General features: G+C 63.3%; 16 protein-coding genes. 4 read left to right on the forward strand and 12 right to left on the reverse strand.

The window, feature by feature from the left end; genetic code table 11:
- Positions 1-35: 35 nt before the first annotated feature.
- From AC1D1L_RS14030 to AC1D1L_RS14085, 12 genes are all read right to left on the reverse strand, one after another.
- Complete coding sequence (locus AC1D1L_RS14030; protein WP_477342077.1) at positions 36-986, reverse strand: ABC transporter substrate-binding protein; 951 nt, start codon at positions 984-986, stop codon at positions 36-38.
- A 97-nt stretch (positions 987-1083) separates the two neighbouring features.
- Positions 1084-1932, reverse strand: a complete 849-nt coding sequence (locus tag AC1D1L_RS14035; RefSeq protein ID WP_477342079.1) for a DUF1194 domain-containing protein — start codon at positions 1930-1932, stop codon at positions 1084-1086.
- Positions 1933-2026: 94 nt separating this feature from the next.
- Entirely contained in the window at positions 2027-4588 is a 2562-nt protein-coding gene (locus AC1D1L_RS14040) for a GcvT family protein (RefSeq protein ID WP_477342081.1), read from the reverse strand.
- A 154-nt stretch (positions 4589-4742) separates the two neighbouring features.
- On the reverse strand, positions 4743-5501 hold the full coding sequence (locus AC1D1L_RS14045; RefSeq protein ID WP_477342083.1) for an FkbM family methyltransferase: 759 nt from the start codon (positions 5499-5501) through the stop codon (positions 4743-4745).
- A complete protein-coding gene (locus AC1D1L_RS14050) occupies positions 5498-6733 on the reverse strand; it encodes a hypothetical protein (RefSeq protein WP_477342085.1) in 1236 nt (411 codons plus the stop codon). Before AC1D1L_RS14050 ends, AC1D1L_RS14045 begins: the two co-directional genes overlap by 4 nt.
- Positions 6734-6748: 15 nt before the next feature.
- Positions 6749-8179: an aspartate aminotransferase family protein gene (locus tag AC1D1L_RS14055; protein ID WP_477342193.1), complete on the reverse strand. Its 1431-nt coding sequence runs from the start codon at positions 8177-8179 to the stop codon at positions 6749-6751.
- A 68-nt stretch (positions 8180-8247) separates the two neighbouring features.
- Complete coding sequence (locus AC1D1L_RS14060; RefSeq protein WP_352560222.1) at positions 8248-9255, reverse strand: NAD-dependent epimerase/dehydratase family protein; 1008 nt, start codon at positions 9253-9255, stop codon at positions 8248-8250.
- On the reverse strand, positions 9252-9686 hold the full coding sequence (locus AC1D1L_RS14065) for an EamA family transporter (protein ID WP_477342087.1): 435 nt from the start codon (positions 9684-9686) through the stop codon (positions 9252-9254). Before AC1D1L_RS14065 ends, AC1D1L_RS14060 begins: the two co-directional genes overlap by 4 nt.
- Positions 9687-9793: 107 nt before the next feature.
- Complete coding sequence (locus tag AC1D1L_RS14070) at positions 9794-11161, reverse strand: FAD-binding oxidoreductase (RefSeq protein WP_477342089.1); 1368 nt, start codon at positions 11159-11161, stop codon at positions 9794-9796.
- Positions 11162-11164: 3 nt separating this feature from the next.
- The gene (locus AC1D1L_RS14075; protein WP_477342091.1) at positions 11165-12598 is read right to left on the reverse strand and encodes a UbiA family prenyltransferase; all 1434 of its coding nucleotides are present in this window, start codon (positions 12596-12598) and stop codon (positions 11165-11167) included.
- A gap of 206 nt (positions 12599-12804) precedes the next feature.
- Positions 12805-13068 carry a hypothetical protein gene (locus AC1D1L_RS14080; RefSeq protein WP_477231363.1) on the reverse strand — a complete coding sequence of 88 codons (264 nt, stop codon included), beginning with the start codon at positions 13066-13068 and terminating at the stop codon, positions 12805-12807.
- Between the two features lie 145 nt (positions 13069-13213).
- A complete protein-coding gene (locus tag AC1D1L_RS14085; protein ID WP_477342093.1) occupies positions 13214-15700 on the reverse strand; it encodes a mechanosensitive ion channel family protein in 2487 nt (828 codons plus the stop codon).
- A gap of 207 nt (positions 15701-15907) precedes the next feature.
- Here AC1D1L_RS14085 and AC1D1L_RS14090 point away from each other — a divergent pair, with 207 nt between their 5' ends.
- The 4 genes from AC1D1L_RS14090 to AC1D1L_RS14105 are packed head-to-tail and all read left to right on the forward strand — an operon-like array spanning position 15908 to position 21061.
- A complete protein-coding gene (locus AC1D1L_RS14090) occupies positions 15908-17167 on the forward strand; it encodes a sarcosine oxidase subunit beta (RefSeq protein ID WP_477342095.1) in 1260 nt (419 codons plus the stop codon).
- A 9-nt stretch (positions 17168-17176) separates the two neighbouring features.
- On the forward strand, positions 17177-17473 hold the full coding sequence (locus AC1D1L_RS14095; protein WP_023670367.1) for a sarcosine oxidase subunit delta: 297 nt from the start codon (positions 17177-17179) through the stop codon (positions 17471-17473).
- Complete coding sequence (locus tag AC1D1L_RS14100; protein ID WP_477342097.1) at positions 17470-20466, forward strand: sarcosine oxidase subunit alpha; 2997 nt, start codon at positions 17470-17472, stop codon at positions 20464-20466. The genes AC1D1L_RS14095 and AC1D1L_RS14100 overlap by 4 nt, the downstream gene beginning before the upstream one ends.
- The gene (locus tag AC1D1L_RS14105) at positions 20459-21061 is read left to right on the forward strand and encodes a sarcosine oxidase subunit gamma (RefSeq protein ID WP_477342099.1); all 603 of its coding nucleotides are present in this window, start codon (positions 20459-20461) and stop codon (positions 21059-21061) included. The genes AC1D1L_RS14100 and AC1D1L_RS14105 overlap by 8 nt, the downstream gene beginning before the upstream one ends.
- Positions 21062-21132: the final 71 nt, after the last annotated feature.

Genomic DNA, 21132 nt, shown 5'->3' on the forward strand with positions numbered 1-21132 from the left:
CAAGCACCGCCGCCTGATGGTCAAAGGCGAGCCCGTCAGTTCGATACCGCGCTGGTGTCGGCCAGCGTGGCGACATCTGGCGCTTCCTTGATCAGCCCCATCTGCAGGAGCAGTTCGCCGGCGGTCTTGGAAAAGTCCTGGAATTCCTTGGTGAAGAACTGCTTGTTCTCCGCCTTGTCGGCCCACTTCAGATATTTCGCCGAATCCTCGAACTCCTTGGCCGACTGTTTTACGTCGGCACCCATGATCTCGTAGGATTTCTGCGGATCGCTCTTGATCAGGTCGAGTGCCTCGAAATAGCTGTCGGCGAGCGCCTTGGCGGCGTCGGGATTGGCGGTGAGGAACTCGGGCGTGCAGCCGACGGTGTCGAGCACCATCGGATAGTCGAGCGTGGTCGCCAAAATATGACCCTGGTCAGCCTTGTCGCGCACCGCCGAGATAAACGGCTCGTAGGTGACAGCGGCGTCATTCTGGCCGGCGAGGAAGGCTTGCGCTGCCGCATCCGGCTCCAGGTTGACCAGGGTGACATCCTTGGTCGACATGCCGTTCTTGTTCAGCACCCAGGCCAGCATGAAGTAAGGAGACGTGCCCGGCGCCGAAGAAGCGACATTCTTGCCCTTGAGGTCAGCGACGGTCTTTATGTCGTTGCGCACGACAATGCCGTCGGCGCCATAGGATTTGTCGAGCTGGAATATCTGTTTGGTGGTGACGCCGCTGGCGTTCCAGACCAGCCAGGTCTCGACCGTGGTGGCGGCGCATTGCAGGTCGCCGCTGGCAATGGCGAGCGGCCGGCTGGCCTGCGGCACCTTTTTCAAGGTGACGTCGAGGCCGTGCTTCTCGAAGATGCCCGTCTGTTTGGCAAGTGTCAGCGGCGCAAAGCCGGTCCATCCGCTGATGCCGATGGTCACCGATGTGGCGGCGTTGGCCGGAGCGGACAATCCCGCTGCAAGCGCCAATGCCGCGGCAAAGACGATGGTTCTGTTCATGTCAGTTCCCCTTGTTTTTTCGGATGGGGAATTGTGTCACAGACGCCCATGGGCTTGTCAATGAAACTGATGCTGCATTGCGGCATGGGCCAAAGGTCTAATGCGCGTCGAACATCCAGCTGCGGTCGCGCCACATTTTTTCGCCGACCTGGCAGTCAGTCGGCCGGTCCTGCGCCAGCACCACCGGCGGGTGAGCGGCCTCTTCGCTTGGCCATTGCGGCGAAGCGGGGCCGGCCAGTTCCAGCACCAGCTTGCGGCGGATCGCTTCGGGAAACTGCGTCCAGTCATTGACCGGGATCATGAAGGCGCCAGGCCCGCCGATGACGCAGTCGCTGTAATAGCGGTCGAGATTGTTGACGTCATAGGCGCCGCCAAACCCCCCACCGCGCGTCATCAGCGGTAGTCCATTGATGATTATGCCTTGCTTGACCACCGCGTCGCGGGTGATGTCGACGGGCGCGCCCTGATTGTTGGGGCCGTCGCCGGAAATGTCGATGACGCGCTTTGTCCCCTGGAAGCCGCTTTCGGCAAAAAGATCGCTGCCGAATTCGAGCGCGCCGGAAATCGAGGTGCGCCGGGCGCTGGCCGGCGGATGGGCGGAAAGCTGCGCCGCCACCCGCTCGGCGTCGGCCCGGCTGGCGATCACCGTCCACGGCACGACGATCTGTTGCGTGGTCGCTCCCGCCCATTCGACATAAGTGACGGCGACCTTGCCATAGGCGCCGTCGGCTATGGCTTGCAGCACATTGTCGTGTGTCAGCGCAGCCGCATAGCCGTGACGTTGGATTTCGAGTTCGGCCGGCGACATCGACAGCGACACGTCGACGGCCAGCACCAGCTCGACATCGACCGGCTCGGCGGCATGGATCGGTGGTGTCAGCCAAAGCATCAGCGCCAGTGCGGCGCTGCCTGAGAGGAAATGTCCTGCGCGCGAAAAAGCAGACATGCCGCAAGGTAAGCGAGAATCAGCGGCTGACAAAGGGAAAAGCCCGGCTATGAGCCGGGCTTTGCATTCATACTTCCGCGATTGCGGCGTCCGCTCAACTTCTCGGCTTCAAATTCTCCGGATCGTAGAGCGGCTTGTAGCCGACACCAGCAACCTCGATGGGATAGGTCTCGCCAAAATACTCGACACTGAGCTTGCGGCCTTCCTGGGCATAGGCCCGGGGCAGATAGGCGAGCGCGATGTTCTTGCCGATGGTCGGGCCATAGGCCACGGATGTGGTGAAGGAGCGGCGGCCGAGTTCATCGACCAGCGTCTCGCCGGTCTTCGGATCCATCACCGGCATGGTGCCGACGGGATAGCGGGCGACGCCTTTCGAATCGACGTTCTCGGTCATCACCAGCGTGCACAGGATCGCCGGCTGGTGCTCACGGGCACGGTACTCCACGTGCTTCGCCTTGCCGCAAAAATCGTTCTCCTTGACCTTTGGACGCGCGAGATCGGCTTCCAGCAGATTGTACTCGGTCAGAAGGTCGGCATTCTGCAGCCGCAGGCTCTTTTCCATACGCCGCGTGTTGGCGTAGGTCTCGACGCCGAACGGCATCACCCCGGTCGAGCGCAGCGCATCCCAGACGGCGAGACCGTCCTCGTAGCGCATATGCAATTCCCAACCCTGCTCGCCGACATAGGAGATGCGGAAGGCGGTGACATCCTTGCCGCCGATCCTGACCGGCTTGATCGCCGCGAACGGGAAATTCTCGAGCGACAGGCCGTCCGGATTCTCGACCACCTTCTGCAGCGTCGTGCGGGCGTTCGGACCCCAGACGCCGATGGTGACAAACTTCTCCGTCACGTCGGTGATGGTGACATCAAAACCTTTGTCCTGCGCGGTGCGCTGCATGTAGCGGAAGTCGCGCGGGCCGGCGTCGGCGCCGTCGATCAGACGGCAGCGATCGGCCATGCGGATGACGGTAAAGTCGGCGCGCACCATGCCTTCCTCGTCGAGGAAGTGGGTGTAGATGCCCTTGCCGATGTTGTTGTCGCCGCCGATCTTGGCCGCGCACAGCCATTCCAGCAGCGCGACATGATCGGGTCCCTCGATGTCATACATCGAGAAATGCGACAGGTTGACGATGCCGCAATCCTCGCTCATCGCCAGGTGCTCGGCATTGGAGACGCGCCAGAAATGGCGGTTGTCCCACTCGTTCTCGCGCACGGGAACCCGGTTGCCATACTTCTCCAGGAGATGCTCGTTGGCGGCGTAACCATGCGCGCGCTCCCAGCCGCCCAGCTCCATGAAGTAGCCGCCGAGCTCCTTCTCGCGCTCCCAGAACGGCGAGCGGCGGATGTTGCGGCCCTTGGAGAACGGCTCGCGTGGATGTACCGCCGGATTGTAGACCTTCATCGCCGTTTCGGTGCAGCGATCCCAGATGAACTGTTCCTTGGTCTGGTGTGGATAGAAGCGCGCATAGTCGATGGCATGATGGTCGATCTCGGTGCGGCCGTCGGTCATCCAGTCGGCGATCAGCTTGCCCATGCCGGGCCCGTCCTTGACCCAGATGGCGACGGCGTACCACAGACCCCTCACCTTCTGGCTCTCGCCCATCGATGGGCCACCATCGGCGGTCACCTGCAAAAGGCCGTTGAAGGAATGGCTTTCATTGTAGCCGAGCTCGCCCAGGATCGGCGTCAGCTCCATGGCACGTTCCAGCGGCGCCAGGATCTGCTCCATGTCGAGGTCGCGCTGCGACGGCGACAGCCGTGCCTGGTCCTTTTCCAGGAGGTCGCGCGGATGGCAGAGGCGCGGATTGGTCTCTTCGTAGTAGCCCCATTCGATCTGGCCGCCCTCGGCCGTCTTGGGATCGCCGGTGTCGCGCATATAGGCCGAATTGCCCTGGTCGCGCAGCAGCGGCCAGCCGATCTCCTTGCCGGTGCCGGCAAACTCGTTGTAGGGGCCGAAGAAGGTGAGCGGATGGTCGATCGGCATCACCGGCAGGTCCTCGCCGACCATCTCGGCGATCAGCCGGCCCCAGATGCCGGCGCAGACGACGACATAGTCGGCCATGATGGTGCCGCGGTCGGTGACGACGCCCTTGATGCGGCCCTCTTCGACGATGAGGGATTTGGCCGGCGTGTTGGCGAAGGATTTGAGTTTCCCCGACGCTTCCGCCTGGTCGACCAGCTTGCCGGCGACCGTCTGCGAGCGCGGAATGACCAGGCCGGCATCCGGATCCCACAGGCCGCCCTGCACCATGGACTCTTCGATCAGCGGGAATTTTTCCTTGATCTCGGCCGGCTCGATCAGCCGGGCGCGGGTGCCGAAGGATTTGGCCGAAGCGATCTTGCGCTTGATCTCGTCCATGCGGCTGTCGTCGCCGACGCGCGCCACTTCGAGGCCGCCGATGCGGGCGTAATGGCCCATCTTCTCGTAGAAATCGATGGAATAGAGCGTCGTCCAGCAGGACAGGAAATCATGGCTCGTCGTGTAGCAGAAGTCGGACGCATGCGCGGTCGAGCCGATATCGGTCGGGATGCCCGACTTGTCGATGCCGACAATGTCGGTCCAGCCGCGTTCGATCAGGTGATGGGCGATCGATGCGCCGACAATACCACCCAGGCCGACGATGACGACCTTCGCCTGTTTCGGAAACTCTGCCATTGCGCGCGACTCCAAGGGGATAAAGCGGGCGCGTCGGCGCCCGTTCGAATGGCGCACAATATGCAGACGACGCGGATGGAGCTACCGCCTGTTTGCGACACGTCGCAGATGCGGCGCGACCAGCGCGCCGGCGTGTCGTCAGTGGCGATCTATCTCAGGCGAAGGCCCAGATGTCCTCGGCCTGGAAACCGACCTGGTAGCCTGCAGTCTTCAGCTTGACCACGACCTGGCCGATTTCGGCGGCCGGCAGTGCGCCGACCTCGACCTTGATCATGCCGGGACGGTAGCGCTTGAGGTCGAGCTGCTCAAAGACGATCCAGTCGGCGCCCTCGCAATCGACCAGGAAGGCGTCGATATGCGTGACGCCGTTGCGGTCGAGCAGCGTCTGCAACGTTTCCGACGGCACCTCGATATCCCTGAGGTGCGGCGCGAACTTGTTGAAATTGGCGTCGGCCTCGCCCCAGGCGTTCTTGCCCGACATCAGATTGGTGTCGGTGACCGACGAGCAGCCGATGAACTCGATTGGCAATGTGCCGGCCTCGAGCGCTGCTGCATCGAAAGTGTGGACGGTGATCGTGCCCTTGGTTTTGGTCACCGCAACCGGCTCGATGATGAATCGGGTCGTGTCGGGATAGTTGGCGCGCAGCCGCTTCTGATTGTACGGGATCGGCTCGACCAGCACGGCCCGCGCCCGCGGGATGCGATGCAGCCACGGCGTGACGTCGTCGAACAGCGCGCCGTCGCAGGCGCCGACATTGACCATCTGGAACGGTTGCCCGCCACCGCTGAAGCGCGCCTTCAGTGCCGCCTTGGCCAGGAATTTCGTGCCATGCAGCGCCGGCCCGCGATCGAGCAGGCCGACAGGCAGACCGAGTGAAAGGGCAATGCGCGCCAGACCGGATACAGAACTCATGGCTTATCTCCGGGAAGGGCGTGCAAGGCGATGGGCCGCCTTCCACCTGGGCTTGCCGACGCCCACAGCGCCATGACCGGACCCACCAGCAGCAGGAAGGGCGGCAGAAGGTTGGGGAAATAGATGCGGGTGTCGTGGATCGGAAAGACGGTGAATTTTGCCAGCACGCCGAGCACAAGTGCTGCCAGCAGGATGCCCGCGCGGCGATCGAGCCGGAAGCCCGCGCGGCTGAGCGCAAACCACCCGGCCAGCGCCAGCACCGAGACGCCGACCCAGCTGTTGAGCTCAATGGCGCGAAGGAAGGACGCGGCGAACGCCTTGAGATACGCGCCAACCGAAAACGGCGGCTCGAAACCATCCATATTGTAGTGCTGCTCGATGCTGGAGAACCACAGATGCGGCCACCAACCGGGATGCTGCGCCCAGTGCGAGATGGCGAAATAAGCGACGAAGGAAGCGGCAAAGCCGGCCAGTGCCCCCCATGCCCGCTGCCGGAAAACCAGCAGCAGAACGGCGAAAATGGCAAGGAAAACAATATTGTCCGGCCGCGCCATGAAGGCGAGGAAGAGCAGGATTGCCGTCGCTGCTTCGCGTCCGCGCACATAGGCAAGCAGACCGCCGAGGAACAGCGCCGAGCACAACAGATCCGGCGTCGAGGCGCGTGCCGCGTCACCGAAATCAGCCATGATCAGCACCGCGCCGACCACCAGCGCCAGCGCCAGCGCGCCTTCGGCTCGCAGCCACAGCAGTGTGATCATCCCGAACAGCAGAACCGAGACCACCTGCAGCACCCGCATCGCCTCGACCGGAGACATCACCGCGCTCATCGTCGACAGCATTTCGGCGTAGAGGAACTTGATCCGGTACATGCCAAGCAGCGAGTGGAAGTCGGCGGCATTTTCAGCCATATGGCTGCGGAAGCCGCCACCATCATCGGTCAGCGCCTTGTAATCGGCGGCCGACACGCCGGCCTGGACCGTGCTATAGGCATAGTCATGCAGCGCCTGCGCATCGGGGTACGTGCCCTCCTCGGCAACGGCGAGATAGGGCAGCATGTCCCAATTGGCGTCGGGCATCGTCCAGGCGGTAAAAGCCGTGAGCAGCATGTAGAGCGAAAACGCGATCGCGCCGATCGGCGCCGCCCATCGCGCATAAGTCCCCTCGCCCCACGCGAGAGCGGCAGCGGTCAGCCGGTCGAATGTGCTTTGCGCGGCGGGAGGCTTGCTCAGCATTGTCAGGCTCGGGACTTAACGGACTTGGCTTTTGACGAAATCCTTCACGATCGACACGATGCCTCGCGACAACAGGCTGTCGAAGGCATCGACGAAACGGTCGACATGTTCGCGCTGGCAGATCAGCGGCGGCTCGAGACGGATGACGTTGCGGTTGTATTCGGTGAAGGCGACGAGCACGTCATAGTCGCGCAACAACAGCGCGCCGACGAAGCCCGACAGCGAGCCCTTCAGCTTGTCGTCGAGCACGCTGACGATCGGCCGCAGCACCATCGGCAAGGTCTGCGAGAAGTCGTGAAACTCGAGCCCGACCATAAAACCCTTGCCGCGCACGTCCTTGATGATCTTCGGATATTTCTCCTTCAGCGTCTGCAGACGCTGCAGCAAATAGTCGCCGGTCGAGGCGGCATTTTCGATCAGCCCCTCATCATAGAGCACGTTGATGCCCTCGATCGCGGTGACGCAGGCCTCGCCCATGCCGCCGAAGGTGGCCATGGCGTGGATCATCGCCGTCTTCGGCGTGCCATAGGCCTTCATATAGACTTCGCGTCGGGCGATCATCGCGCCGACCGCGGCCTTGCCGGCGCCGAGTGACTTGGCCAGTGCCGTCACATCGGGCACGACGCCGTAATGTTCGAAGGCATAGAAGCGGCCCGAACGGCCATAGCCGCACTGCACTTCGTCGGCGACCCACAGCACGCCATATTGGTCGCACAGGGCGCGCAGTTTCTGCCAGTATTGCGCCTCCGCCTGGATGATGCCGCCGCCGCCCTGGATGGTTTCCAGCACGATGACGCCCACCTCCGGGTCGGAGCGGAACAAGCGCTCGACCGCATCGATGTCGGCGAACGGGATGCGCACCGTGTTCTCCGCCATCTTGAAGTCGGCGCGGTAGAGCTGGCCGTCGGTGATGCCGAGCACGCCCTTGGTCTTGCCGTGGAAGGAATTCTCGGCATAGACGATTTTCGGTCGCTTCGGGCCGGCGGCGCGCTCGGCGAGCTTCACCGCCGCTTCCATCGCTTCCGAGCCGGACGAGCCCAAAAACACCATGTCGAGATCGCCGGGCGAACATTTGGCGATGTTGTGCGCGAGTGCGGCCGCATATTGCGACATGAAGGCGATGGCGATTTCCTGGCGCTTTTCCTCCTGGAACTTGCGGCGGGCCTCCAGGATGCGCGGATGGTTGTGGCCGAAGGCCAGCGAACCGAAGCCGCCGAAGAAGTCGAGAATCTTGCGGCCGTTCTGGTCGACGTAGAACATGCCTTCGGCGCGTTCGATCTTGATCTTGTGGAAGCCGAGCAGCTTCATGAAATGCAGCTGGCCCGGGTTGAGATGCGCCTTGAACAGGTCGGTCATGCGCGCGACATCCATCGACTTCGCCTGCTCGACGCTGATCAGATCGGGCTTGGCAATAGTGGTGGGCGACAGCGCCGGCGCACTGACCATGGTGCGCGCGTTCGTCTGCTCAGGCTTGGCCATGACGGTCATCTCGGAGTTCTCCTGGTCGTCCCATTCTATTCGGCAGGGACATGATTGGCGTTGACGGCAAGGCCGTCCTTCTTGGCGCGGTATTCGCTGTAGGCGGCGATCAGCATGTCCTCGTCGCGATATTGCGGCACCCAGCCGAGCTGGCGCTCGGCCTTGGACACGTCGAGAACGCACTCCTCATCGGCAATCAGATATTGCTCCGGATCCATGATCGGCATGTTCATGAGATCGAGCAGGTCGAGCGTGCGCTTGACCGCCCAGCCGGGCGTCGGGATCAGCAACGATTTCGACCCGGCATGCTTGATCAGGTCGCCGAGCAATTTCCTGACAGGCGGCGGATTGAGCGAGCCCAGATTATAGGCCTCGTTGGGCACCCCGGCCTTCCAGGCCGCGCGGGCAGCCTCGGCGCAGTCGAACACCGAGATGAACTGATAGGGGTTCTTGCCCGAACCGATCATCGGCACCGGAAGGTTCCAGTCGATCAGCTTGAACAGTTTTTCCAATATGCCGAGCCGGCCGGGGCCGATGATCAGGCGCGGCCGAAACAGCGAGATCGACATACCGCGCTTGCGCCATTCGGCGGCGAGCTCCTCGGTCTTCTGTTTCGACCAGCCATATTCGCCAAGCGGCGCGACCGGGTGCTCCTCGGTCATCGGCTGGGTGACCGTGTGGCCGTAGATCATGTCGGTGGTGTAGTGGACGAGCTTGGGCGCGCCAGCCTTATCCATCGCCTGCATGATGTGTTCGGTGCCGTGGAAATTCACCGGGAAGAAGAAGTCGTGGCGCTTGGCGCGCACCTGGATCGGCGACAGCATCTTGGCCGACAGATTGTAGACCATGTCGTCGGCCTTCAATCCGACTTTGGCCACCGAGGCCGGATCGGTCACGTCGCAGGTGACGAAGCGGACCGAACGGTAGTGCGGCAGGTCGCTCTTGACGATGTCGGCAACGACAACCTCTTCACCGTCGGCCACAAGCTTCGGGGCAAGATGACGGCCGACGAAGCCGTCACCGCCGAAAATTATATGTCTCATCGAACGGTCTCGCTGCTGCTGATCTTGTCGGAGCTGATGGAAGCCGTCTGGTCCTCATGCCCGCGCCCGCTTTGCGCGATCAGCACCGTGCCGACGCAGATGAAGGCGATGCCGGCAATGCGCCAGGCGTTGAGGTCCTCGCGGAAGATGAAGTAGGCGAAGATCGCCACCGCGACATAGGCAAGGCTGAGGAACGGATAGGCAAAGCTGAGTTCGACCTTGGACAGCACATAGAGATGCGAGGCCATCGAGATGACGAAGGTGCACAGGCCGAGGAACACCCATGGGCTGAAGACGATCTGCAGGAGCTTCAGAAGCGGGTTGGTGCCTTCGAATGAAATCGGGCCGAGCGACATCATGCCTTGCTTCAGCATCAGCTGCGCCGCGGCATTGGTCATGACTGTGAACAGAATGAAGACGATATATTTCATATTTTCCACCCGCCGCTTGCGACGGTCCTACTACTAACCTGCAAACATTTCGTGAAGCCACGACAATGTTTGAACTACCCTGGGACTTACGGTCTATTTACCATAAACTATTCGAACTCTACCTGTTCCGCCGCCTCGACGCGCCCCGGCCTCATGCCAAGCTTTTTCGCTGTTCGCAGCCAGAAACTGGACATGAACGCAGGGTCGCGTAGCGCTTCCAGCCGCTGCCATTGCGGGAAGGATGCCGCGAAAGTCTCAGGCCCCATGCGCGCATCCTTGTAGGGATTGACCGCGCCGCCGGCCGCGACCGTGATGCGGTCGAGTTCGCCAAGCAGTGCCAGCGTCCTGCCGCCGCGATTGGGGAAATCGAGCGTCAGCGTGAAGCCGGGCCGCGGAAAGGACAGCAGACCCGGTGAGCGGATCGACCCGAAGCGTTTCAGCACGGTGAGGAAGGAGCCCTGCCCGGCCCGCCGCGCCGCGTCGAGCAGCGACGGCACAGCCTGGCGCGCGACATTTTCCGGCACCACGCTCTGGTGCTGGTAGAGACCTTTTGGGCCATAGAGCCGGTTCCAGTCACCGACACCGTCCAGCGGAAAGAAAAAGCCCTGATAGCCGGTTTGGCGCGGCGCCGCCGAGCGCCCTTTCTTCCACCGGTAGGCGGCGTTGAAAGCAGTCAGGAACGGCCGGTTGAGCACGTTGAACGGCGGCTGAATCGGTACCGAAAGGCGGGAGCCGGCACGAGACGCCGCATGCGAGCCATGCTCGGCGTGATTACCCGACAGCAACAGGCCGCGCCCGCGGCCATGGCCGCCGGCCAGCTGGTCGATCCAGGCGACGGCATATTCATTGGCCTGGTCGGCGGCCTCGGCCAGTTCGAAGAATTCACTGAGATCGGCAAACCGCGTCGCCGTCTCGACGATGTCGAGAGAAGGCACCCGCATCAGCCGGATCGAGGCCGACAGGATCAGGCCGGTCAGCCCCATGCCGCCCATCGTCGCTGCAAACAGCCGGGCATTGTCCACTGCCGAGCAGGTGTAGGTCCGCCCGTCCGAGCGCAGCAGCGTCAGCGATTCGACATGGCAACCAAAGGTGCCGCGCCGATGATGGTTCTTGCCGTGAACGTCGTTGGCGATGGCGCCGCCAAGGGTGACGAACTGGGTACCGGGAACCACCGCCGGAAAGAAACCGTAGGGTGCGGCGTGCGCAATGATGTCGGACAGGAGCACGCCGGCTTCCGCTTCGAGCAGGCCGGTCTCGGCGTCGAAGGCGCCGATACGGTTCAGCGGCCGCATGTCGACGACCGCGCCCGCCTCGTTCTGACAGGAATCACCGTAGGAGCGACCGTTGCCATAGGCGAGCAAGCCGTTTGCCTTTGCCTTGCCACTCTTCATCAGCTCGACAGCCGTATCGGCCGCGATGGTTCGCTTTGCGGCAGGCGCGGCGCGGCCGAAACTCTGGAACCGTTCGTCCGACACGCTCTACCAGCCTCCGGCGACCAGCAGTGCCGCGCCGATAGCCACGATGATCTGGCTGCGCCAGTCGCGGATGATGAAGACGACTGGATCGTCGTTCATCTCGTCGCGGCGCGCCAGGATCCAGACGCGCATGGTCAAATAGAGCACGATCGGCGCCAGCGGCCAGACCAGCCAGGGATGCGGATAGAGTTCGCGCACGGCGGCGCTGTCCATATAGAGCGCCAGCACCAGCGCCGAGGAGAAGGCCGAGGCCATGCCCGCCTGGGCGACGATCTCCTGGTCTTCGATGCGGTAGCCGCGGCCTGCAATACGCTCGCCCAACGGAATGGCCGTGGTGCGCAGTTCGACATAGCGCTTCACCAGCGCCAGCGACAGGAAGAAGAAAATCGAGAAGGCGAGCAGCCAGAACGAGACCTCGACGCCGGTTGCCGCGGCGCCCGCCAGCACGCGCACCGTGTAGAGGCCGGCCAGCGTCAGCACGTCGACCAGAAGCATGCGCTTGAACGACAGCGAATAGGCCGTGGTCACTACAATGTAGCCGGCGAGCACACCCAGGAACTCGATCGGCAATAGCAACCCAGCTGCAATGCCGATCGCCAACAGGCCGGCCATCGCGCCGAGGCCGAACGGGATCGACAGCGCGCCGCTGGCGAAAGGCCGGTTGCGCTTGGTCGAATGCTTGCGGTCGAGCGCTAGGTCGAAGAAATCGTTGAGGATGTAGATCGCCGAAGCCACCGCACTGAAGGAGACGAACGCCAGCATGCATTGCCAGATCATGTTGGCGTTGAAGTATTCGTGCGACAGCACCATCGGCACCGCGATCAGCGAATTCTTCAGCCACTGATGCATCCGCAGCATCTTGACGAATGTCTTCAATGTCCTTTTCGGCGCCGGCACCATTTCGGCGCTATGCGCGGTCTGCCAGCGCTTCGCGTGGCGGTCGGGCGCCACGACGATGGCGTCGCGCGCGGCTTCGAAAACCTTGAGATCGTGACGGCTGTTACCGGCATAGTCGAAACCGCCATCGCCATAGGCGGCGATGAGCGCGTCGCGCTTGCGGCCTGAGGTCATGTTGTGTGGACCGTCGGTCGCCAGCACATAGTCGAAGATGCCCAGATGGGCGGCGATCGCCTCGGCGAACTTGCGTGGCGTTCCTGTCGCCAGCACGATCTTGCGTCCGTCCACATGGTCGGCACGCAGGCGCTGCAGCAGCGCTTCGCGATAGGGCAGCGAGGCCGGATCGATGTCGATGCGGTCGGCGATGGCTTGCTTCAGCCGCGCCGGGCCGGCGACCAGCCAGAACGGAACCAGGAAGATATAGAGCGGATTCTTCTTGAGAAGGATGAACAGACCTTCCCACAGAAGGTCGGTCGCAATCAGCGTACCGTCGAGGTCGACCGCAAGCGGGATTGCGTTCTTGTCCGACCGCGCATCCATGTCTGTCCTGTCCTGCTCATAAACCCGTCGCGCCGTGTTTCGGCGTCTTCACAAGGGTATAGCGGCGGAACGGCATAGTGAACGTTAAAACGCCTGGTTGCAGCCGGTAGACACGATGATATTTCCCGCGTCATTGTTAAGCAATTGCTACCACGAACAATAAAAGGCCGGGCATTGCCCGGCCTCTACAAGAGCTACCGCCAATGTTACTTGATGCGGGCGACGCCGCCCGAAATTTCGACCGTTTCCGAGCCGGTCAGGGCCTCGAGGTCACCATTGGGCAAGGTGACGAAACAGCCGTTGGGGCAGAATTCCACGGTCTCGCCGGCGGCCAGCGCCAGCTCCGTCTTGCCGCCGCCTTCCGTCACGATCAGCGTACGGGTCTCAGCGTCCTTGTTGACCGCGCTGGCGGCAAAGGCCGAGCCACTCGCTGCGGTAAAAGCGATGGCGACGACGAGCGACTTCCACATTTTGCAATATCGGTGTTTCCACACCGCCTCTGTTGCATTTCGCAAGGCATTATCGCCTTTGCATGTGAGCTTATATGAGATGCAAGCTGAACCGCAACTGAATGCCGCATTCATGCCGCAATTGGTTTGGGAGGAGCCCGGGGCCCTAGCTGGGATCGGGTTTGCGCGCCTTGCGGCCTGATTTGGCCAGGCGCGCCTTCTCGGCGGCGGCTTCGGCCTCCGCCTGCTCCTTCTCGGCGAATTCGACTTCGATCTTGTCGTCGTCGAGTGGCCATGCCTCGGTCTGCTTGACCTTGACTTCGGCGCGCGGCGTCGAGGGGATTTCGATATGTTCGGCGTCAAAAGCATCGAGCACGGCAAAGCGGATATCGTTCTGCACGATGGCCCCGTTCAGCACATCGGCAAGGAACACGCGGATCTCGAACTCGAGTGCCGCCGCACCGAAATTGGTGAACAGCACGAAGGGCTCCGGGTTCTTCAGGACCAGCGGATGGCCGCGCGCAATCTCCAAGAGGATAGCGTGCACCCGCTTGACGTCGCTGCCATAGGCGACGCCGACCTTGATCTCCACACGCCCGAGCTTGTTGCGGTGCGTCCAGTTGCCGACCGCGTTGTTGATCAGGTTCGAGTTGGGCAGGATCACCGATTGCCGCTGGAAAGTCTCGATCTCGGTGGCGCGCACACTGATCTTCTTGACCGTGCCTGAGGTGTCGCCCGCGACGATCCAGTCACCGACCTTGAACGGCCGCTCGGCAAGCAGGATCAGGCCGGACACGAAGTTGGAGACGACATTCTGCAGGCCAAAACCGATACCCAGCGAAAGTGCGCCGGCAACCAGCGCCAGGTTGGAGAGATCGATACCCGCCGCCGAGATGCCGACGAGGCCGGCAACGGCGACGCCGGCATAGCCGACCGCCAGCCGGATCGAATTGCGCACGCCGGTATCGACCTTGCCTCGTGCCATCACCGAGCCGTCGAGCCAACCCTGGAACCAGCGGGTCAGGAAATAGCCGATGATGAAGACGACGATGCCGGTGAGGATGCCGGTGACCGAAATCGTCACCGATCCGATGGTGATGCCTGTCGCCAGCTTGTAGGCCCAAGCCTGGATGTCGCCGGGCTGGAACCCCCACATGAACAGGATCAGCGGCAGGAACACCAGCACGATCATCAGGTTGATGGCGACGCTGACCACCAGGCCGAGCTGGTCGAGCGCGGTATCCTCGTAGCCGGCATTGGCCGACAGCCAGCGCCCGATCGAGGTGCCGGCGAAACCACCCTCCTCGCCGATCTCGCGCGCCGACAGGAAGCCTATATAGGCGGTGACCAGGATGGTGCCGGTGACCACGACCTGCAGCGAGACGAAGATTGCAAGGCCGATATAACCGAACAGCGCCGCCGTAATGGTGGATAGGCCCAGCGCCACGGATGTGTAGCGCAGCCATGCCGGCCACGGGCGCCAGCTTCCGTCGGCTCTCTTATACGGCCTCAGCAACGCCATCAGGATCAGGATGACGCCGACGATGACGGTGGCGACAAAACTTCTGGCGATCGTCAGCGACAATGGCGAACCCATCTTGTCGTTGACGATCGACAGGAAGTTATTGACGCCGATGACGACCGCCATGGCCGTCGTCAGCCGCACCAGCCAGCGCGCCGGGCCGGTCTCGACCTGGATCAGGCGCCAGTTCGGCATCCGTGGCTCCAGCGCGGCATTGGTCAGGCGATTGACGCAGAACACCACCGCGATGACGGCAGCCAGGGCGTTGAGGAAGACGCCGATGTCACCGCGCAGGACATTGTAATAATTGTACAGAAAAACAGTCGAAACGAGGAAGGCGCAGACCGCCAGCGTCGGCAGCAAGGTCGACCAGAACGCCACCGACAGGCGGCTGAGATAAGTCGGATCCTCGACCGACGGATCGGCCTCGAAGATACGCCCGAACAGACGGCGTCCCCCGACGAGAAGCACCGCCGCCAGCCCCAGCGACATGAACGTCGCGGCAAGCATCGCCTGGAACTTGAACTTGAAGGCAAAGCTCAGCCACGACGATACCGCTCTGAAAAGGTTGGCGTATTCGTCCCTTGCGTCGGAGAACACCTGCGAGCTCAGCGCCTCGGACAGCGCGTAGCGCTTGGTCAAAAAGCTGCGGAACTGCTCGCTGCGCATATTGCCGATCTTGTCGATCAGCCCGCTGATGCGGATCGACAGGTTCTGGGCGCTGGCGACGACCGCATTGATCTCGGCCTTTTCCGATGCCAGCGCCTGGCGCTCGCCGGTCACGATGTCGGGCTCCTGCGGCTGGCCCGCCGCCGGCGGCGGACCCAGCACTTCGATGCGGTTGTTGATGTCGGTGAGCCGCGAACGGAACGCCAGCGCACTGGTCAGCGCCGCCCGCGACAGATCCTCCAGCTGCAGACGGATATCGACGAGGGAGGCATCGTCCTGGCCGTCCTGCTGTAATTTCTTCTCGAGATCGTCGGTCTTGGCGGTCAGGCCCTGGATGACCTTCTGCTGGTCGGTGACCAATCCGGCAGCACCCTGGCCGAGCGCCTGGGCCAACGCGTCGACAGACGGCGCGGACACGACCAGCGCTAGGATCAGAAGCAGGCGGAGCAGGCGAAAAAACATAATGTTAGCGACTCAATCGCGCGGCAAAGGCCGCTTCTAAAGCGATCCTTGATAAAGACGCTCATCCCAAGGGGCAAGTCATGGCCAGGTCATGGCGGTCGGCGGCCTTGCCGGAGTCGGCCAGTCGAAAAGCCATGGCGCAATCTTGGCTTTGCCGCGGCGGCCTGCTCTATAGTCTGCCGCATCGCATCAAGGATGGCATGAAGAATGGCGGAATATTCAGCCCTTTCGCTTCTCACGAACGCGCTCAAGGGAAACCAGGACTGGAAGCCGGCCTGGCGCAAGCCTGACCCCAAGGCTTCCTATGATGTCATCATCATCGGCGGCGGCGGCCATGGCCTGTCGACGGCCTACTATCTGGCCAAGGAACACGGCATCACCAATGTCGCTGTGCTGGAGAAGGGCTGGCTGGGCTCCGGCAATGTCGGCCGCAACACCACGGCGGTGCGCTCCAACTACCTGCTGCCCTCCAACACCCGCTTCTACGAACATTCGATGAAGATGTGGGAGAACCTGTCGCACGACCTCAACTACAACGTCATGTTCTCGCAGCGCGGCTGCCTGAACCTGGCCCACACGCCGGCCCAGTTCGACGACTATGCCAGGCGCGGCAATGCCATGCGCCATCTCGGCGTCGACGCCGAGCTGATGAGCACCGCCGAGATCAAGCGCCTGGTGCCGGCTTTGGACACGTCGGCCTCGGCGCGCTTTCCCATCGTCGGCGGGCTGATGCAGCCGCGGGCCGGCACCGCCCGCCATGACGCAGTCGCCTGGGGCTATGCCCGCGGCGCTGACCGCCGCGGCGTAGATATCATCGAGAATTGCGAGGTCACCGGCTTCCTGCGCGACGGCGACCGCATCACCGGCGTGCAAACGACGCGCGGCGAAATCCGCGGCAAGAAGGTCGCTGTGGCGGTTGCCGGCAGCACCGGACGGGTGATGCAGCTTGCCGGCGTCGACAGAATGCCGATCGAGAGCCATGTGCTGCAGGCCTTCGTCACCGAATCGCTAAAACCCTTCATCGACACGGTGCTGACCTTCGGCATGGGCCATTTCTATATGTCACAGTCCGACAAGGGCGGCCTCGTCTATGGCGGCGACATCGACGGCTACAACAGCTACGCCCAGCGCGGCAACCTGCCGATCGTCGACGAGGTGATGAGCGAGATGCTGGCGCTGTTTCCCGGCCTTGCCCGCGTGCGCATGCTGCGCTCCTGGGGCGGCGTCTGCGATATGTCGATGGACGGTTCGCCGATCATCACCACCGGGCCGCTGCCCGGCATGTATCTCAATTGCGGCTGGTGCTATGGCGGCTTCAAGGCGACGCCGGCCTCAGGCTGGTGCTTTGCATACACCATCGCCAAGGACGAGCCGCACGACTTCAACGCGCCCTTCACGCTCGACCGATTTTATCGGGGGCTTGTGATCGACGACAAGGGCCAGGGCGCAACGCCTCGGCTGCATTAGGGTTCAAACATGCTTATCACCTGTCCCTATTGCGGCCCGCGCGACGTCATCGAGTTCACCTATCAGGGCGATGGCAACCGCGAGCGCCCGCAGCCCAACTCGCAGGACCTCGACGCCTGGAATGCCTATGTCTACGACCGGCTGAACCCGGCTGGCGACCACAATGAGATCTGGCAGCATTCCGGCGGTTGCCGCACGCATCTGAGGATGGTGCGCAACACGGTCACGCATGAGATTTCCAGCACCGGTTTCGCGCGCGGCGACCACAATGCCGCCGCCCGGCACAAGGCGGGGGGCAAGTCATGAGCCCGCGCCGCATCGAGACCGGCGGCCGCATCGACCGGCTGCGTACCATCCGCTTCACCTTCGACGGCGTGCCCTACACCGGCCATGCCGGCGACACGCTGGCCTCGGCCTTGCTTGCCAATGGCGTCACGCTGTTCGGGCGTTCGTTCAAATACCATCGTCCGCGCGGCCTGCTGTCGGCGGGCGTCGAGGAGCCGAACGCACTGGTGACGGTGCTGCGCGGCGAAGTGCGCGAGCCCAACATCGCCGCGACCATGGTCGAGATCTATGACGGGCTGGTGGCCGTCAGCCAGAACCGCTTTCCCTCGCTCGCCTGGGACGTCAATGCCATCAACCAGCTCGGCGGCAAGATCCTGGCCGCCGGCTTCTACTACAAGACCTTCATGGGTCCGGTCTTCGGCCCGCTCAAAGGCACCCGCTTCTGGATGTTCTGCGAGCATTTCATTCGCCGCGCCGCCGGTCTCGGCAAGGCCGGAATTGCCGCGGACACCTCGCGCTACGAGCGCATGAATGCATTCTGCGATGTGCTGGTGGTCGGCTCCGGCCCGGCCGGCCTGTCGACAGCAAAGACGGCTGCCGACCAGGGCGCGCGCGTTATCCTGGCCGAGTTGGAGCCGCGTTTCGGCGGCTCGGCAAACTGGTCCGGCGAAATTATCGACGGCGCGCCGGCCGCCGACTGGGCGGCGCGCACCGTCAGCCAGCTCGAAGGCCACGACACGGTCCGCCTGCTGCCGCGCACCATGGTGTGGGGCTACTATGACGGCAACACGCTGGCCGCACTCGAGCGCGTCACCGATAACAAGGAAGTGCCTGGGAAGGGCGAACCGCGCCATCGCTACTGGGCTATCCGCGCCAAAACGGTGGTGCTGGCCACCGGCTCTTTTGAGCGGCCGCTGGTGTTTCCAGGCAATGACCGGCCGGGCGTCATGCTGGCGCATGCGGCCGAGCGCTATGCCAATGACTATGGCGTGCTGCCCGGCGACAGAATCGCGCTGTTCACCAACAATGACAGCGCCTATCGCTCGGCACTGGCGCTGAAGAAGGCCGGCGCGGCCATTGTCGCCATCGTCGACGTGCGCCCCGAGCTTTCCTCTGAGATGCGCAGCCTGGCCACCGAGGCCGAAGCCGAAATCCTCTCCGGCCACGCCGTGGTCGCCACCGAGGGCGGCAAGGCGCTCTCCGGCCTCAAGGTGCAGCGCTTCGACGTGAACTCCGGCTTGCTCAGCGGTGACGCCCGCAGCATCCACGCCGATTGCTTGCTGATGTCGGGCGGCTGGTCGCCGACCATCCATCTGGCCAGCCAGGCCGGCGCGAGGGCCGAATGGAACCCTGCCCGCCAGGCCTTCCTGCCACCGAAGCCGACGCAGCAGCGCTGGATCGGTGCGGGCGCTTTCAATGGCAGCTTTTCGACCGTCGAAGCCATCACTGAGGGCCGCGCCGCCGGCCTGTCCTCGGCAGGCGGCGCAAGCGCGCCGGCAGCATTGCCCGATGTCGAAGCAGCCCCTGGGGATCCCAATCCGGCGCCGGTGTTCGAGATCAGGGCGAAAGGCAAAAGCTTTGTCGACTTCCAGCATGACGTCACCGCCGAAGACGTGCGGCTGGCACATCGCGAAGGTTTTGTATCGGTCGAGCATTTGAAGCGCTACACCACGCTCGGCATGGCGACCGACCAGGGCAAGAATTCCAATGTGCCGGGTCTCGCCATCATGGCCGAGGCATTGGGGAAACCGATCCCCGAAGTCGGCACGACACGCTTCCGCCCGCCCTATTCGGCGGTGTCGATCGGCTCGCTCGCCGCCGAACGTTTCGGCGATCTGAAGCCCGAGCGGCTGACGCCGATGCATGACTGGCACCTCGCCAATGGCGCGACCATGTATTCGGCCGGCCTCTGGTTCCGGCCGATGATCTACGGCCTTGCCGGCGAGACGATCGAACAGGCCTATGTTCGTGAAGCCAAGGCGACGCGCGAAAGCGCCGGCATCGTCGATGTCTCGACGCTGGGCAAGATCGCCGTGCAGGGACCGGATGCGGCGGAATTCCTCGACCGCGTCTACACTAACATGTTTTCGACGCTTGCCATCGGCAAGGCCCGCTACGGCCTGATGCTGCGCGAGGATGGGCTGGCCTTCGACGACGGAACCACATGGCGGCTGGGCGAACAGGATTTCCTGATGACCACCACCACGGCGAACGCCGGCAAGGTGATGCAGCATCTGGAATATTTCCTCGACGTCATCTGGCCGGAGCTGAAGGTGCACGTCACCTCGGTGACCGACGAATGGGCAGGTGCCGCGATCGGCGGACCGAAAGCGCGGGCCATCCTCGCCGCCTGCGTCACTGGCACTGCCGTCGACAACACAACCCTGCCCTTCATGGGCATTGTGCATGGACAGATTGCCGGCGTTCCGGTGATGATTTGCCGGCTGTCGTTCTCCGGCGAGATGGCCTTCGAGGTCTATTCCGGCGCAGGCTACGGCACACATGTCTGGGAAGCCTTGATCGAAGCCGGCAAGCCGTTCGGCCTGGTCACCTACGGGCTGGAGGCGCTGGGCACGATGCGCATCGAGAAGGGCCATGTCACCGGCGCCGAAATCGACGGCCGCACCACGGCGCGCGACCTGCATCTCGGCTGGATGCTGTCGAAGAAAAAGCCCTTCATCGGTTCGGCGATGATGGACCGCGAAGGCCTGATCGCACCCGACCGGCTGCAACTGGTCGGCCTGGTCTCGCTCGACAACCTGCCGCTTAACGGCGGCGCCCACATCGTGGCGGAGCTGGACGAGGCCAATCCGCACGATTCGCTCGGCCACATCACCGCCTGCTGCTATTCGCCGGCACTCGGCAAGCATATCGCGCTGGCCCTGGTCGAGGGCGGCAAAGCGAGGCATGGGACCCGTGCGTTCGTCTCCGATCCGCTGCGCAAGCGTTTCGGGCCGGTCGAGATCGTCTCCAACCACTTCTACGACCCGGACGGGAGCCGCATGCATGGTTGAGCGTCAATCACCCGAACGCCTTTCGCCGCTAGAGCCCGTATTCCATCCGGGTTCGCACGGCAATTTTGAACATGGCGTCGATGTCATCCTGACCGAGACCCGGCCGGGCTCGATCCTGCAGCTTGCCGCATGGCCGGGCGCGGAGAAGCAGCTGATCGAAGCGATCCGCAAGGTCACCGGCCTCGCGCTGCCCGATGGCGCCGGCGGCGGCGTTGCCAGGGACGGCAAGGCCGTATTCGGCTTCGCGCCGGGAAAGTTCACGGTCGTTGACGAGGCCGAGGGCCTGGCATCGGCCTTTTCCAAGGCCGTCACCCCGGCCATCGGCACCGTCACCGACCTGTCGCATGGCCGCACCGCCATCCGCATCGCCGGGCCGAAGGCCGAATGGGTGCTGGCGAAATTCTTCGCCATTGACTTCGCTTTGCCCGCCTTCCCCATCGGCGCCGGCCGCTCGACCACGCATCACGATATCTTCGCCCAGATCCAGCGCACCGGCGCCGACCAGTTCGACATCTATGTCTTCCGCTCCTTCGCCCGTTCGTTCTGGAAGGCGCTTTGTCACGCCAGTGAGGAAGTCGGCTACGAGGTGCAGTAGGTGGCCGAATAGCCGTTCTGGCATCAAGGCCAGCCGGTTCTGCCGCTAGAGAATCCTGCCGCGTGCGCCCA

Source organism: Mesorhizobium sp. P2_D6 (genome assembly GCF_056404315.1).